Origin of the sequence: Arthrobacter sp. STN4 (assembly GCF_024539665.1) — a bacterium.
In the GTDB taxonomy this organism is placed as follows: Bacteria; Actinomycetota; Actinomycetes; order Actinomycetales; family Micrococcaceae; genus Specibacter.
Genome location: NZ_JAKZGX010000028.1, coordinates 36,656 through 51,300, shown reverse-complemented (window position 1 = coordinate 51,300; position 14,645 = coordinate 36,656). Strand labels below are relative to the sequence as shown.

Below are 14,645 nucleotides of genomic sequence, written 5' to 3'. Positions count from 1 at the left end.
ATCGCAATGAACTCCGGCCCCATCTCCACCTTGGCCTTCATCCAGTCCGGCTTGCGCTCCACCGGCACCGCCGCATTGCGCTGCTCAATACGCAGCATCTTCCGTCCCTCAGGGGCCAGGCTCATGATTCTCCTTGATTGTTTGGTTCCTGCACCGCCATGCGCTGCGACGGCTGCCGCCCGGGAATTATTCTGCGCCGGACCGGGGCCGGGTTTGGCGCAGCGCGTCCACCGGCGCCAAACCCGTTGCGGGTCCGGCGCCTGCCGAAAGCGGCCTCAGCCTGCGGACCGCTTCGGTACGGTCAGCATTCGACGACGTTGACGGCGAGGCCGCCCATGGCTGTTTCCTTGTATTTGGAGGACATGTCCTTGCCTGTTTCACGCATCGTGACGATGACCTCGTCGAGCGAGACGCGGTGCTGCCCGTCGCCCCACAGCGCCATCTTGGCGGCGTTGATGGCCTTCGCAGCGGCTATCGCGTTGCGTTCGATGCACGGGACCTGCACGAGCCCGCCGATGGGGTCGCAGGTCAGGCCCAGGTTGTGTTCCATCGCGATCTCCGCGGCGTTTTCCACCTGCCCGGGGGTGCCGCCCATGACCTCGGCCAGGCCTGCGGCGGCCATGGACGATGCCGAGCCGACCTCGCCCTGGCAGCCCACCTCCGCCCCGGAAATCGACGCCTGTTCCTTGTACAGCACCCCGACGGCACCGGCGGCCAGCAGGAACCTCACCACAATGTCCTCCACCACGGCATCGTGCCGGTCGGCGGGGGCGTTGCGGACGGCGTCGAGGTAGTGGGTGGCGTAGAACATCACGGCCGGGATGATCCCCGCCGCCCCGTTGGTCGGGGCCGTGACCACGCGCCCGCCGGAAGCGTTTTCCTCGTTCACGGCCAGCGCCACCAGGTTCACCCATTCCTGCCAGAACTTCGGGTCCCGGTCCGGGTCCTCCTCCAGCAGCCGGGCGTGCCAGGCGGGGGCGCGGCGGCGGACCTTCAGCCCGCCCGGGAGCAGCCCTTCGCGGGTCAGGGAGGAGTTCTTGCAGTCCTCCATGACGTCGCGGATGTGCAGCAGCCCTTCCCTGACTTCCGCCAGGGTGCGGGAGGCACGTTCGTTGGCGAGCATCACGTCCGAAAAGTTCCCGCCCACCGCCCCACAATGCTCCAACAGCTCGGCGGCCGTGCGGAACGGGTGGGGCAGCTTCGCCTTGGAGGACTCCAGCTCGGCCACGGCGGCCTCCACCCCGCCTTCGCGGATGATGAAACCCCCGCCCACGGAAAAATACGTCGCCTCGGCCAGCACGGCCCCGGCAGCGTCCAGAACGGCGAACTTCATCCCGTTGGTGTGGCGGGGCAGCACGGTCAACGGATGCAGGACCATGTCCCCGGCGCCATACGCCAGGGCCACGCTGCCGCCCAGCAGCAACGGCCCGCCCGCGGCGAAGGAACCCAGCCGGGACTCCACCTCTGCCGGCAGCACCAGCTCCGGTTCCCGGCCTTCGAGCCCCAGCAGCACCGCCGTCATGGTTCCGTGCCCGCGTCCCGTCGCGGCCAGCGACCCGTACAGGTCCACGCGCAGGCCGCCGACCCGGTCCAGGAGCCCGGCCCCGGCCACCTCCGCCACAAACGCCGCAGCCGCCCGCATCGGCCCCACCGTGTGCGAGCTCGACGGGCCGATCCCCACGGAAAACAAGTCAAAAACACCAACAGACATGACAACATCCCTTTCAAGGTCCGCCAGTGCTTCCCCGGCGAAGAGCCGTGGAACTGGGGATACTGCGAGCGGAAGAAAATTTGCACCTTGGGATTCCAACACCCCCAACAGGCTGGAACCCCACGGCGCGGTTGGCCGGCACAACGGCCGGCCAACCGTACCGGTCAGGACAGTGCGGAAACCCCCGGGTACAGGGGATGCGCAGCCGCCAGCGCAGCGACCCGTGCGCGCAGCGGCGCAAGGTCGGCACCGGCGTCGGCCGTGAGGGCCTCGGCGATGATGTCCGCCACCTCGGCAAACGCCGCCTCGCCAAAGCCGCGCGTGGCCAAGGCCGGCGTGCCGATGCGCAGCCCGGAGGTGACCATGGGCGGACGGGGGTCAAACGGCACGGCGTTGCGGTTGACGGTGATGTCGATGGCCGCCAGGCGGTCCTCGGCCTGCTGCCCGTCAAGCTCGCAGTTGCGCAGGTCCACCAGGACCAGGTGGACGTCGGTGCCGCCGGAGACGACGGAGATCCCGCGCGCTGCAACGTCCGGCTGGATGAGGCGCCCGGCGAGGATGCGCGCGCCTGCCAGCACCCGCTCCTGCCGTTCGGCGAACTCGGCGGAGGCGGCGATCTTGAAGGCCACGGCCTTCCCGGCGATGACGTGCTCCAGCGGCCCGCCCTGCTGTCCGGGGAACACGGCGGAGTTGATCTTCTTCGCGATCTCGGGATCGTTGCTGAGGATGATGCCGCCGCGCGGACCGGCCAGGGTCTTGTGCGTGGTGGACGTGGTGACGTGGGCGTGCGGCACCGGTGAGGGGTGCAGCCCCGCGGCCACCAGGCCGGCAAAGTGGGCCATGTCCACCATGAGGTAGGCGCCCACGAGGTCCGCGATGCGCCGGAATTCGGCAAAGTCCAGCTGCCGGGCGTAGGCGGACCAGCCGGCCACGATCAGGGCCGGCTTGTGCTCCAGCGCCAGGCGCTCCACCTCGGCCATGTCCACCTGGTGGGTGTCCTCGCGGACCTGGTACGGGACCACGTTGTACAGCTTGCCGGAGAAGTTGATCCGCATGCCGTGCGTCAGGTGGCCGCCATGGGCCAGGTTGAGCCCCATGATGGTGTCGCCGGGCTTGATCAGCGCGTGCATGACCGAGGCGTTGGCCTGGGCCCCGGAGTGCGGCTGCACGTTCGCGTACTGCGCACCGAACAGGGCCTTGACCCGGTCGATGGCAAGTTGTTCAATGACATCGACGTTCTCGCAGCCGCCGTAGTAGCGCCGTCCCGGGTAGCCCTCAGCATACTTGTTGGTCAGCACGGAGCCCTGGGCCTGCATGACGGCGGCCGCCGTGTGGTTTTCCGAGGCGATCATTTCCAGGCCGTTGCGCTGGCGTGCCAGCTCGGCGTCGATCTGCACGGCGACATCCGGGTCCAGGGCGGACAGCGGCGCGTTCAGGCTCGGTGAGGCCACCTGGACGAAGTCCGTTGCAGCGGCGGCCGTCACAGTTCGCCGCCGTTGGCTGCGGCGTACTCGGCCGCGGTCAGCAGCGGGCCTTCGGAGGCAACGGCCACCTTGAACAGCCATCCGGCCCCGTACGGGTCGGCGTTGACCACGGCCGGATCCTCCACGACGGCGGTGTTCACTTCGGTGACCTCGCCCGTGACGGGGGCGTAAAGGTCGGAGACGGACTTCGTGGACTCAATCTCCCCGCAGGTCTCGCCTGCGGTGATGGTGGCGCCCACCTCGGGCAGGTCGACATAGACGATGTCGCCGAGGGCGTCGGCGGCCACGGCGGAGACGCCCACGGTGGTGGGGCCGGCGCCGTCGGAGGCGATCCACTCGTGCTCGGCGGAGTATTTCAGTTCTGCTGCTACCTTGCTCATATTGTTCCTTTGGGTCAGGTGCGGTGGGTTGCGGTCTCGACAAGCTCAACCAGCGAAAAACATGAATGCGGGTCTTGATGCTCGACCAGCAAAAGGGGCGGCTACTTTTGGCGCTTGTAGAACGGCAGGGCGACAACCTCGAAGGGCTCGGCCTTGCCGCGCAGGTCGACGTCGACCTGCGTGCCCAGGCCGGCGTGTTCGACGTCGACATAGGCCAGGGCAACCGGGTAGCCCAGGGTGGGGCTCGGCTGGCCCGAGGTGACCTCGCCAATGGTGGCGCCGTCCTTCAGGACCGAATAGTGGCCGCGGGCGGCCCGGCGCCCCACGCCCTTCAGGCCCACGAGCTTGCGGCCCGTGGTGACGCCCGCCCCGGATTCCTTGATGGCAGCCAGGGCGGCCTTGCCGACAAAGTCGCTTTCCTTCGCCAGGGACACGACGGGTCCCAGCCCGGCGGAGTAGGCGTGGCCTTCCGTGGAGAGCTCGTTGCCGTACAGCGGCATGCCGGCTTCCAGGCGCAGGGAGTCGCGCGCCGCCAGGCCGGCCGGAATGAGTCCGTGCGGGGTGCCTTTTTCCAGCAGTGCCTGCCACAGGGCCGGCGCGTCCGCGTTGGGCAGGTAGATCTCGAAGCCGTCCTCGCCCGTGTAGCCGGTGCGGGCCAGCAGCAGCTGCTGGCCGTTGATCCCGACCTCCACCGCGGCGTAGTACTTCAGTCCGGTCACGAGTTCGTGCTGCGCTTCCGGCACCAGCGTCAGGAGGATGGCCTCAGCCTCGGGCCCCTGCACGGCGATGAGGGACGTCTCGGCGGAGGCATCCCGGACGGTGGCGTCAAAGCCGGCGGCGCGCTCGGCCAGCAATGCTGCCACGGTGGCGGCGTTGCCGGCATTCGGAACCACCAGGTAGTTGGTCTCGGAGCGGCGGTAGGAGATCAGGTCGTCGACAATGCCGCCGTCGGCGTTGCAGATCAACGAATATTTCGCCTTGCCCACGGCCACGGCGGACAGCTTGCCGGCCAGCGCGTAGTCCAGGAAGGCGGCCGCATCGGGGCCGTCCACCCACACCTCGCCCATGTGGGACAGGTCGAACAGGCCCGCGGCGTTGCGCACGGCGTGGTGTTCGGCCAGCTCCGAGGAGTACTTCAGCGGCATCTGCCAGCCGCCAAAGTCGGTGAACGAGGCGCCGGCCTTTTCGTGTTCGCCGTAAAGGGCTGTGTGGTTCTCAGTCTGTGATTTCTCAGTCATGGGAATTCCTTTGCGGTGTTAGTTTGCGAAGTCTTCGGCGAAATCTTCGATCGGGGGGCAGGAGCAGACCAGGTTGCGGTCCCCTGCGGCCCCGTCGATGCGGCCCACGGGCGGGAAGTACTTGTCCTGGCGCAGGGAATCCACGGGGAACACGGCCTGTTCGCGGGTGTAGCCGCGGTCCCAGGCGGAATCGACGACGGCGGCCGCCGTGTGGGGCGCGTTGCGCAGCGGGCTGTCCTCGAGGGTGAAGGTGCCCGCGGCCACCTCGTCGATCTCCTGGCGGATGGAGACCATGGCGGTGATGAAGCGGTTGATTTCGCCCAGGTCCTCCGACTCGGTCGGCTCCACCATGAGCGTGCCGGCCACGGGGAAGGACAGGGTGGGGGCGTGGAAGCCGAAGTCGATCAGGCGCTTGGCCACGTCTTCGGCGGTGACCCCCGTCTGGGCGGTCAGTTCGCGCAGGTCCAGGATGCACTCGTGCGCCACCAGGTCCCCGGCGCCCGTGTAGAGGACGGGGAAGTGCTCGTTGAGCTGCGAGGCGATGTAGTTCGCTGCCAGCAGCGCGGACTTGGTGGCCTCGGTCAGCCCCCGCCCGCCCATGAGCTTCACGTAGGCCCAGGAGATCGGCAGGACGCCGGCCGAGCCGAAGCGCGAGGCGGAGATCGGGATCCCGGCCGTCGAACCAGCCGTCGCGGGCGCCGCCGGGCTGTTGGCGTCGCCGGGCATGAACGGCGCCAGGTGCGCCTTGGCCGCCACGGGGCCGACGCCGGGGCCTCCGCCGCCGTGCGGGATGCAGAACGTCTTGTGCAGGTTCAGGTGGGACACGTCGCCGCCGAACTTGCCCGGCTGGGCAAGCCCCACGAGGGCGTTGAGGTTGGCACCGTCAACGTAAACCTGTCCCCCGGCGGCGTGGACGGCGTCGCAGACGTCACGGACATCGGCGTCGTACACGCCGTGCGTGGACGGGTAGGTGATCATGATGGCCGCGAGCTGCTCCCGGTGGGCCTCGATCTTGGCCGTGAGGTCGTTGTGGTCAATCGTGCCGTCGGCCGCGGTGGCCACGACCACCACCTTCATGCCGGCCAGCACGGCGGAGGCCGCGTTGGTGCCGTGGGCCGATTGCGGGATGAGGCACACGGTCCGCTGGCCCTCGCCGCGGGAGACGTGGTAGCCGCGGATGGCCAGCAGGCCCGCCAGTTCGCCCTGCGAACCGGCGTTGGGCTGGATGGAGACCTGGTCGTAGCCGGTGATCTCGGCAAGGTCCGCTTCCAGGCCGCCGATGAGTTCGCGCCACCCTTCCGTCTGGGAATCGGGGGCGAAGGGGTGGATGGAGGCGAAGCCGGGCCAGGAGATGGCTTCCATCTCGGCCGTGGCGTTGAGCTTCATGGTGCAGGAGCCCAGCGGAATCATGGTGCGGTCCAGTGCCAGGTCGCGGTCGCTGAGGCGGCGGATGTAGCGCAGCAGCTGGGTTTCGGAGCGGTGGCTGTTGAAGACGGGGTGCGTGAGGAAGTCCGAGGTGCGCAGGGTCTCCGCCGGCAGCGCGAAGGCCGCCCCGCCCTGGTGGTCGGTGCCGTCGCCGGCGGGGGCCGCGCCAAACAGGGCGGCCACGCGGGCCACGATGTCCGCCGTCGTCGTTTCATCCACGGAGATGCCCACGAGGTCGGCGTCGATCGGGCGCAGGTTGATGCCGTCGCGCTCGGCGAGGGCAACAATCGTGCCGGCCCGGCCCGGAACCCGGACCGTCAGGGTGTCGAAGAAGGACGTGTGCAGGACCTCGACGCCGGATGCGTCCAGGGCCGCGGCGAGCGTGCGGGCATGGCCGTGGACGGTTTCGGCGATCGCCTTCAATCCGTCGGGGCCGTGGTAGACGGCGTACATCGAGGCCACAATGGCCAGCAGGGCCTGGGCGGTGCAGATGTTGGAGGTGGCCTTCTCTCGGCGGATGTGCTGCTCACGTGTTTGCAGGGCCAGCCGGTAGGCCGGGAGGCCGGTGTTGTCCGCGGAAACACCCACGATGCGGCCCGGCAGGGACCGTTCCATGCCCTTGCGCACGGCCATGTAGGCCGCGTGCGGGCCGCCGAAGAACAACGGCACGCCGAAGCGCTGTGCCGTTCCCACGGCAATGTCCGCCCCCTGCTCGCCGGGAGGCGTGATCAGCGTCAGCGCCAGCAGGTCCGCGGCGACCGTGACGAGCGCGCCGCGTTCCTTGGCCGCGGCGATGACGGGGGCGTGGTTGAAAACACGGCCCGACACGCCCGGCTGCTGCAGGACGACGCCGTTGATCTCGCCTTCCGGAAGCCCCTGGGACAGGTCGGCGATTTCCACCTCGAAGCCCAGCGCCCGGGCCCGGCCCAGGACCACGGCAAGCGTCTGCGGCAGCAGGTCGGAGTCCAGGACGGTCTTGCCGTCCGCGGCGCCCTTGGTCTTGTTGGCCCGGCGCATGAGCAGCACGGCCTCGGCCACGGCGGTCGCTTCATCAAGCAGTGATGCGTTGGCCACCGGCAACGCGGTCAGGTCGCTGACCATGGTCTGGAAGTTCAGCAGGGCCTCGAGGCGGCCCTGGGAGATTTCGGGCTGGTACGGCGTGTAGGCGGTGTACCAGGCCGGGGCTTCGAGGACGTTGCGGCGGATGACCGCCGGCGTCACGGTGTCGTAGTAGCCCTGGCCGATCATCTGGACGGCGGTCTTGTTCTTGGCGGCGAGTGCGCGCAGTTCGGCCAGCACTTCAACTTCGCTCAGTGCCGCCTGCAGTCCCAGCGGCTTGCCTTGGCGGATGGCGTCGGGGACGGCGGTGTCGACCAGCGAATCAACGCTGTCATAACCGATGGCCTTGAGCATGCTGTCGATGTCGGCCTGCCGGCGGGCACCAATGTGCCGGTCCGCAAACACTGTCGAGTTGGATTGAATCGTCAAAAGGAACTCCAAGGGAAGGCCGCCCGGTGGGTACGGCAAGGATTTGGGTTCCTCCCCGCTCTGTCTTGGACCTGAGAGATTCCGCAGGACTGCACGTCCGCTTGCACCGTCGGTGAGCGCGGCTTGCGCCGAGCTGCTTTCCAGAGTTGCCTCGCCGTGGCGGTACATGGGCCTGAGAGATTCCTGGGGAGGATTTGCTCCTACGGCGCCGCCAAAAATGCTTGGGAGGACTCTCCCGCCACGATTTGAAAGGCCTATGAAATTGTGGTGATTCCCGCCACACTATACACGAAAAACACCCGCGCCCCAAATCAGGCCGCGGGCAACGGGGCCTGGCGTGCACCCGGGCGGACTTCACCCGGGGTGGCCGTTTTGCGCTCAGCCCCGCCATGCGCTACCGTGTGACTCGCGTCACCCATAAAAGTGAAGTGCCCATGACCCGCGGCGGGAGAGTCCTGCCGGCATGCTCGGCAGGCGCCGAAGGAGCAAACCCTCCCCGGGAATCTCTCAGGCCCCTGTACCGCCGCGGCAAGGCAACTCTGGAAAGCAGTCCGGGAAACCGGTCTCACCGACGGTGCAAGCGACCCTTGGCAGCAAGGGCGCGGAAACTCTCAGGTCCATGACAGAGCGGGGAGGAACCCAACCCTTCGTGGCCCCGGCCACCTGAACGATGGAGTTCCCTGTGACGATTCATCAACCCGGTTCCGTCCACGATGCACCACCCCAACTGCAGCGCCAGCTCAGCAACCGGCACATCCAGTTGATTGCCATTGGCGGTGCCATCGGGACCGGACTGTTCATGGGCTCGGGCAAGACCATCTCGGCGGCCGGGCCCTCAGTCATCTTTGTCTACATGATCATCGGCTTCATGCTGTTCTTTGTCATGCGGGCCATGGGCGAGCTCCTGCTGAGCAACCTCCACTACAAGTCGTTCAGTGACTTCGCCGCGGACCTGCTGGGCCCCTGGGCCGGATTCTTCACCGGCTGGACGTACTGGTTCTGCTGGGTGATCACCGGCATCGCCGACGTCATTGCCATCGCCGGCTATTCCCAGGAACTGTGGCCGGGGCTTCCGCTCTGGATTCCCGGCCTGGTCACGATCGGCATCCTGCTGGTGCTGAACCTGACCACGGTCCGGGCCTTTGGCGAAACCGAATTTTGGTTTGCCCTCATCAAGATTGTTGCCATCGCCGCACTCATCATCGTGGGCCTGTTCATGATCTTCAGCGGCTTCCACTCCAACGCCGGGGCCGCAAGCTTCACCAACCTGTGGACCCATGGCGGCTTCTTCCCGCACGAGTTCATGGGCTTCGTGGCCGGCTTCCAGATCGCCGTGTTTGCCTTCGTGGGCATTGAACTGGTGGGGACCACGGCGGCCGAGGCCAAGGACCCGGAGAAAAACCTGCCCAAGGCCATCAACTCCATCCCCGTGCGCGTCCTGCTCTTTTACGTCGGCGCCCTGGTCATCCTGATGTCCGTGATCCCGTGGACCGAGTTTGCCGCCGGGCACAGCCCCTTCATCGCCATGTTCTCGCTGGCCGGGCTGGGCGCCGCGGCAACCGTGGTCAACCTGGTGGTGCTGACCTCCGCCATGTCCTCGGCGAACTCCGGCATCTACTCCACGTCGCGCATGGTTTACGGCCTGGCCAAGGAAGGCGACGCACCCAAGCCGTTCGGCAAGCTGTCGGGCCGCAAGGTGCCCCGCAACGCACTCTTCCTCTCCTGCGTCCTCCTTCTCTCCGGCGTGGTGCTGATGTACGCCGGTCAGGACATTGGCAAGGCCTTTGAAATGGTCACCACGGTCTCCGCAGTCTGCTTCGTGTTTGTCTGGTCGATCATCCTCGCCAGCTACCTGGCCTTCCGGCGCCGCCGGCCTGAAAAGCATGCCGAATCCGCCTTCAAGATGCCCGGCGGCATTCCCATGGTTTTTGTGGTCTTTGCCTTCTTCGCCTTTGTCCTCTGGGCACTGACGACCCAGATCGACACCCTGCTGGCCCTGCTGGTCACGCCCATCTGGTTCGTGGTGCTCGGCGTGGTCTGGTTCTTCCTGCGCAAGCGCCCCCGCCACGTGTCCCGCTACGAGACGTTCCAGGGCGAGCTGCAGTCCGAACGCGACGCGTCCGTGAAACTGCAGGGCACGAACTCCGGACACTGACGGCAGACACTGACGGCAAGGGCCGGCGGCGGGGCCGGTTTTCCGGCCGACCGCCGCCGGCCCGCCCTGTTTCCGGCCCACCCGTCGGCCGGAAGATCAGTTCCCGGCTGCCGCCTCCAGCGCGGCCTTGGCCAGCGGGCCGCCCGTGATGGCGCCAAGGTCGCCGTCCTCGACAAAGACGGCCACGGCAATGTCGCCCTGGGCGGCAATGACCCAGGAGTGGGTGTGCGGCGGGTTGTCCGTGCCGAACTCGGCCGTGCCGGTCTTGCCGATGGCCGGGGCGCCGGGCAGGTCCGCCAGGTTGGTCAGGTAGCCCTCGGTGACGGACGCCCGCATGAGGGTGCGCAGCCCCTCGGCCTCCTTGGCGGTGACGGGCGTGCCTTCGGCGGGCTTGGCCTTGCCGTCGTGGCCGGCCACGAGCACCGGCACCACCTCGGCCCCCTTCACGGTGGAGGAGATCAGCGTGGCCATGGCAAGCGGGGAAACCAGCACGTTGCCCTGGCCGATCATGGAGGCGGCGTGCTCGGTGCCGGCCGAGTCGCGGGGCACGGAGCCCATGAAGGCGTCCAGGCCCAGGTCGTTGGCCATCCCGATGCCCAGCGCCCCTGCCGCGTCGGCCAGCTTGTCCTGGCCCAGGTTTTGGTACTGGGACACAAAGGCGGTGTTGCAGGAGTGTGCGATGGCCAGGGTCATGGGGATCTGGCCTTCCGCATTCACGTCGTAGCCGGGGGCGTTGAAGAACTTCTTGCCGTCCGCCGTGAATTCGGGCGTGCAGCTGAGCGTGGACTGCGGGTTCCTCCCTTCCCGGAACAGGCCCAGGGACGTGGCGATCTTGAACGTGGACCCCGGGGCGTAGCGGCCCAGGAAGGCCGTGTTGTAACCGTTGCTGTCGGGCCCGTTGGCGGCGGCCAGGATGGCGCCGGTGGAGGGCTTCATGATGACGATGGAGCTGGGCGTCTTGACGTCCGCCAGGGCATCCTCGGCGGCCGTCTGCAGCGCGGGCACCAGGGTGGTCTTTACGTCCCTGCCGTTGATGGGTGCCTGCGTGAACAGCTCCTTCGCAGCGGCGGCGGGACCGGCGGCCGGGGCCCCGGCGCCGGGCGTCGGGGTGGCGGTCGGCGTGGCGGCGGCCCCGGGCACGGCCTCGATGGTGACGCCCGGGGTGCCGGCGAGCTGGGCGTCAAAGGATGCCTGCAGCCCGCTGCCGCCCACCACCTGCCCGGCCACCACCTTGCCGTTGGACTTTTTGATGTCCTCCGCGGTGGCCTCGTGGACCGCACCGAGGACCGCCTGGGCGAAGGTGCGCGACGGCGCCAGCGGCAGTGTGCCCGGCGTGGCCAGGAAGCCCTTGATGCCCTTGAGCTTCGCCTGGTCCAGCGCGGAGTAGGCCTCCGCACGCAGGGTGATGGCGTCCACGAATGCCACGGGGCCGTAGGCCTTGACCTTGGCCAGGTAGGCGGCCGGGTCAATGTCGACGACGGCGGCCAGCGCCGTGGCGGAGGCCTGGGCCTGGGCGTCGGTGAGTCCGTCCTTGTTGATGCCCAGGGTCTCCACGGGCCGGTCCTTGACAATGGCCTGGCCGTCGGCGGCCAGGATGCCCGCCCGCTGGGGATGGCTGGTGGAGATCTTCAACTGGTCCCCGGCCGCGAGCTGGGGCGCCACGATGGACGGGTTCCAGGTGACGGTCCAGCCGTCGCCGTTGCGTTTCATGTCCGCGGCCGTCTTGTACGTCCACGGCTTCGCCACATTCGGGATGGTCCACGAATAGCCCAGGGAGACGCGCGCGGTGTTGTCCGCCTTGACCGCGACGCCGTCCACGGTGACCTTGGGCCACACCGGGCCCATCCCCTTCGACAGTCCGGTCAGCTCCTTTTGCACCTCCGCGGCCGGCTGGTCGAAGGCCACGGAACCCACCGTGTGGGTGGAGAGCGCAGCTGCAAGGGCCTTGGCGGTGGCGGTGCCGTCGTCCTTCGGCGCGGAGCAGGCGGCCCCGGCCAGGACCAGTGAGAGGACGGACAGGAGACCCGCGGCACGACGAAGCATGAAACCCCTAGCGTTGATGGTGTGCCCAGCTTACCGATAAAGCGGGGACACCCAACGCCCGATGCGCGGCAGGCCGGGCCCGCCGCTCAGCCGTTGCAGGCGAAGCGCTGCTGCAGGCGCGTTGCGGTGCTGTCCGGGTTCAGCAGCAGGATGCAGCCGATCCCGACGACCACGAGATAAACGCCGATCATGGTGAAGGACGTGTTCATGCCGTGCGTCAGCAAGGTGATCATGTGGGCGCTCTCGGGCACGCCCTTGGCAGAGGGCCGGTATCCCGTGTTGTCCATCAGCATGCCCACCATGGCCGGGGCAATGACGCCGCCCAGGGACGCCAGGCCCGTGAGCGTGGCCATGACGGCGGCACGCTGCCGGGAGCCGACGCAGAAGGCCACCGCGGTCGGTGCCAGCGGGAAGACCAGGGCCAGGCCCGCGGCGACGGTCAGCAGCGACACCGCAATGAAGCCGTGGGTATGTGGCAGGACCAGGAAGCTGGCCCCGGACAGCAGCAGGGCAGCGCCGAAGAGGGCGCCCAGTGCCCACCGCACGGTGACGCCCCGGCACATGAGGAACCGCGAGGAATAGCCCAGCACCATGAGCGTCAGCGCGCCGACGGCCCACGGGAGCGTGGAGACGACGCCAATCATCTCCGGGCCCAGGGACACAACGGACGACAGGTACTTCGGCGACCAGGTGGTCAGGAAGCCCTGGGCCCAAAAGCAGCCGGCACCTGCCAACACGGCCGCCACGAACATGCCGCTGCCCAGCACCCTGCGGATGGGGACCACCTGCAGCAGGTCCGCCCGGTCCGTGATGCTGGCGCCGGCAGGCTTCAAGGGCGCCTGGTCCGCTCCCGGGGCCGCCTCCGCAAGGCCCTTGGACTGCGAGTGGTGGCTGTACGGGCCTTCCCGGCCGACCAGCAGCCAGCACAATGTCCAGGCCAGGCCGGCCAGGCCGAGGAAGCCGAAGGCCCAGCGCCAGCCGAGGGCCGGGTTCACAATGATCCACATGAGGATGGGCGCGGCGATGATGGGGCCGAGCGTGGAACCGATGGCGATGAGGCTGCTGGGCAGGCCGCGCTCCTTGGCGGGGAACCAGCCATGGACGTTTTGCAGCGTGATGGGCGTGGCCGGACCTTCCGCGGCGCCCAGCAGGATCCGGGCGACGAGCAGCACGGCCGCACCTCCGCCCAACAGCATGGGGAACTGCAGCACGGCCCAGCACACGCCCATGGACACGATGATCCAGCGCGTCGGCACGCGTCCTGCCAGGAACCCCACGAGGACCGCGGAAATGGCAAAGAGGAAGAAGAAGGCGCTGCCGATGAAGCCAAACTGGCCAGCTGTTAGGCCCAGGTCGCGCATGGCCGAGTCGGCCACCAGGCCAAGCACGGCCTTGTCGGCAAAGTTGATGATCTGGAAAACCACCAGGGCCCCGGTCACCAGCCAGGCCCGGCGGTTCATGCGTCCGTGGGCGACCGCTGCCCGGAGTGTGTGTGGGGGAATCTCGCTTCGTACTGTCATGGCATGGCACCTGTCTTCATTGTCAGTCTGCTGATGGTGGTGAAGTCCGCCCCCACGGGGAACATATCGTTGTCTTCTGCGATGGACACCTGGCCGGCGAAGTCTGCACGCACTGCCAGGAGCATTTTCGCCAGGTCCGCCGCCCCGGGCGTATTGGGCACAATGTGGTGCAGGACCAGGGCGCCGACGCCGGCGGCCCGGGCCACCAGGCCCACCTGGCCGTAGGGCGTGTGCGACTCCTTGAGGTGTTCGATGATGCCGGCCCGGGCGGGGCCGTCGGGGAAGGTGGCAACAATGGCCTCGAGGTCAATCACCTCGTGGAGCAAAAGGTCCGCCCCCTCGGCCAGGCGGATGCAGTTTTCCGAATAGGCGGTGTCGCCGGAAACCACCACTGAGCCGTAGGCGGAGTCGAACCGGAAGCCGAAGGCGGGGAAGCACAGCCGGTGGTCGACGAGGATGGCGGTGACCACCACCAACTCGTCGCGGTAAATTTCAAACGGCTCCATGTGCGGATGGCGGGCCGTGACCGGATCGGCGTTGGCCGCGTCCGGGATGGCGATGTCATGGGCCGTGATCCACGCGTGCGGATCCCCGCGCCCCTCATCGGCCATGCGGACGGCCACGTCCGAGGCGAACACGGTGTCAAGCAGGGCATCCACCATTTCAACCGTCCCGGACATCCGCCGTCCGCCGAGCCGGGCGGCAATGGCCCGTGACTGTTCTTCATCCAGGGCCGGCGGCCGGGACGGGCGGCCGGGCCCGAACACGTGGACGGGGCGTGAAAACGATTCGCCGGGCACTTCCCACCCCGTGACCAAAAAGGAGCCGAGGTCGTAGATGTGGTCGGAGTGCTGGTGGGTCAGAAAGATGCCCCTCAACCCGTCCCAGCGGCACTCGTTGCGGTAGTTGCGGATGCTGCCCATGCCGCAGTCCACCACGTAGGTGGCGCCGTCGACGGTGATGGCGGTGCTGGTGCCGGCGCGTCCGCTGGAGACGATGGGGCCGCCGCCGGTTCCCAGCGTGCGGACCGTCATTCCCTTCGGGCTTGAAGTGCTCATGGATGGTGCCTCGATTCAGGGGGAGATGTTGTGGGGAGGGTGTCCGGCCAACGCGGTAAACGCGGTTGCGGTGATGTGAGCTACAGCATATGCAGTGTTTTTCGCGATCGCAATAGCTATCGCATATATTGTTCCGTCCGTGG

Annotated in this window: 9 protein-coding genes, 1 pseudogene and 2 riboswitches; of the genes and pseudogenes, 1 reads left to right on the top strand and 9 read right to left on the bottom strand. The window is 68.0% G+C overall.

The window, feature by feature from the left end; all coding sequences use genetic code 11:
* The 6 genes and pseudogenes from MMF96_RS16305 to gcvP form a co-directional block, all read right to left on the bottom strand.
* Positions 1-125, bottom strand: a pseudogene (locus tag MMF96_RS16305) (lipoyl synthase); the annotation flags it as partial.
* 176 nt (positions 126-301) lie between these two features.
* Complete coding sequence (locus MMF96_RS16300; protein WP_176618179.1) at positions 302-1,711, bottom strand: L-serine ammonia-lyase; 1,410 nt, start codon at positions 1,709-1,711, stop codon at positions 302-304.
* A 164-nt stretch (positions 1,712-1,875) separates the two neighbouring features.
* Positions 1,876-3,195, bottom strand: coding sequence for a serine hydroxymethyltransferase (gene glyA / locus MMF96_RS16295; protein WP_309145235.1), 1,320 nt, complete (start codon positions 3,193-3,195; stop codon positions 1,876-1,878).
* Positions 3,192-3,575 carry a glycine cleavage system protein GcvH gene (gcvH, locus tag MMF96_RS16290; RefSeq protein ID WP_256884158.1) on the bottom strand — a complete coding sequence of 128 codons (384 nt, stop codon included), beginning with the start codon at positions 3,573-3,575 and terminating at the stop codon, positions 3,192-3,194. The genes glyA and gcvH overlap by 4 nt, the downstream gene beginning before the upstream one ends.
* 101 nt (positions 3,576-3,676) lie before the next feature.
* The gene (gene gcvT / locus MMF96_RS16285) at positions 3,677-4,813 is read right to left on the bottom strand and encodes a glycine cleavage system aminomethyltransferase GcvT (protein WP_176618181.1); all 1,137 of its coding nucleotides are present in this window, start codon (positions 4,811-4,813) and stop codon (positions 3,677-3,679) included.
* Positions 4,814-4,831: 18 nt separating this feature from the next.
* Complete coding sequence (gene gcvP, locus MMF96_RS16280) at positions 4,832-7,726, bottom strand: aminomethyl-transferring glycine dehydrogenase (protein WP_176618182.1); 2,895 nt, start codon at positions 7,724-7,726, stop codon at positions 4,832-4,834.
* A 150-nt stretch (positions 7,727-7,876) separates the two neighbouring features.
* Positions 7,877-7,974, bottom strand: a riboswitch (glycine riboswitch).
* A gap of 187 nt (positions 7,975-8,161) precedes the next feature.
* Positions 8,162-8,259: riboswitch (glycine riboswitch) on the top strand.
* Positions 8,260-8,396: 137 nt separating this feature from the next.
* On the opposite strand from gcvP, the gene MMF96_RS16275 reads away from it, so the two are divergent.
* The gene (locus MMF96_RS16275) at positions 8,397-9,881 is read left to right on the top strand and encodes an amino acid permease (protein ID WP_176618183.1); all 1,485 of its coding nucleotides are present in this window, start codon (positions 8,397-8,399) and stop codon (positions 9,879-9,881) included.
* 96 nt (positions 9,882-9,977) lie between these two features.
* On the opposite strand, the gene MMF96_RS16270 is transcribed toward MMF96_RS16275, so the two are convergent.
* The 3 genes from MMF96_RS16270 to MMF96_RS16260 form a co-directional block, all read right to left on the bottom strand.
* Positions 9,978-11,924, bottom strand: a complete 1,947-nt coding sequence (locus MMF96_RS16270; RefSeq protein WP_176618184.1) for a penicillin-binding transpeptidase domain-containing protein — start codon at positions 11,922-11,924, stop codon at positions 9,978-9,980.
* An 86-nt stretch (positions 11,925-12,010) separates the two neighbouring features.
* A complete protein-coding gene (locus MMF96_RS16265; RefSeq protein WP_176618185.1) occupies positions 12,011-13,444 on the bottom strand; it encodes an MFS transporter in 1,434 nt (477 codons plus the stop codon).
* Positions 13,441-14,502, bottom strand: coding sequence for an MBL fold metallo-hydrolase (locus MMF96_RS16260; protein WP_176618186.1), 1,062 nt, complete (start codon positions 14,500-14,502; stop codon positions 13,441-13,443). The genes MMF96_RS16265 and MMF96_RS16260 overlap by 4 nt, the downstream gene beginning before the upstream one ends.
* Positions 14,503-14,645: the final 143 nt, after the last annotated feature.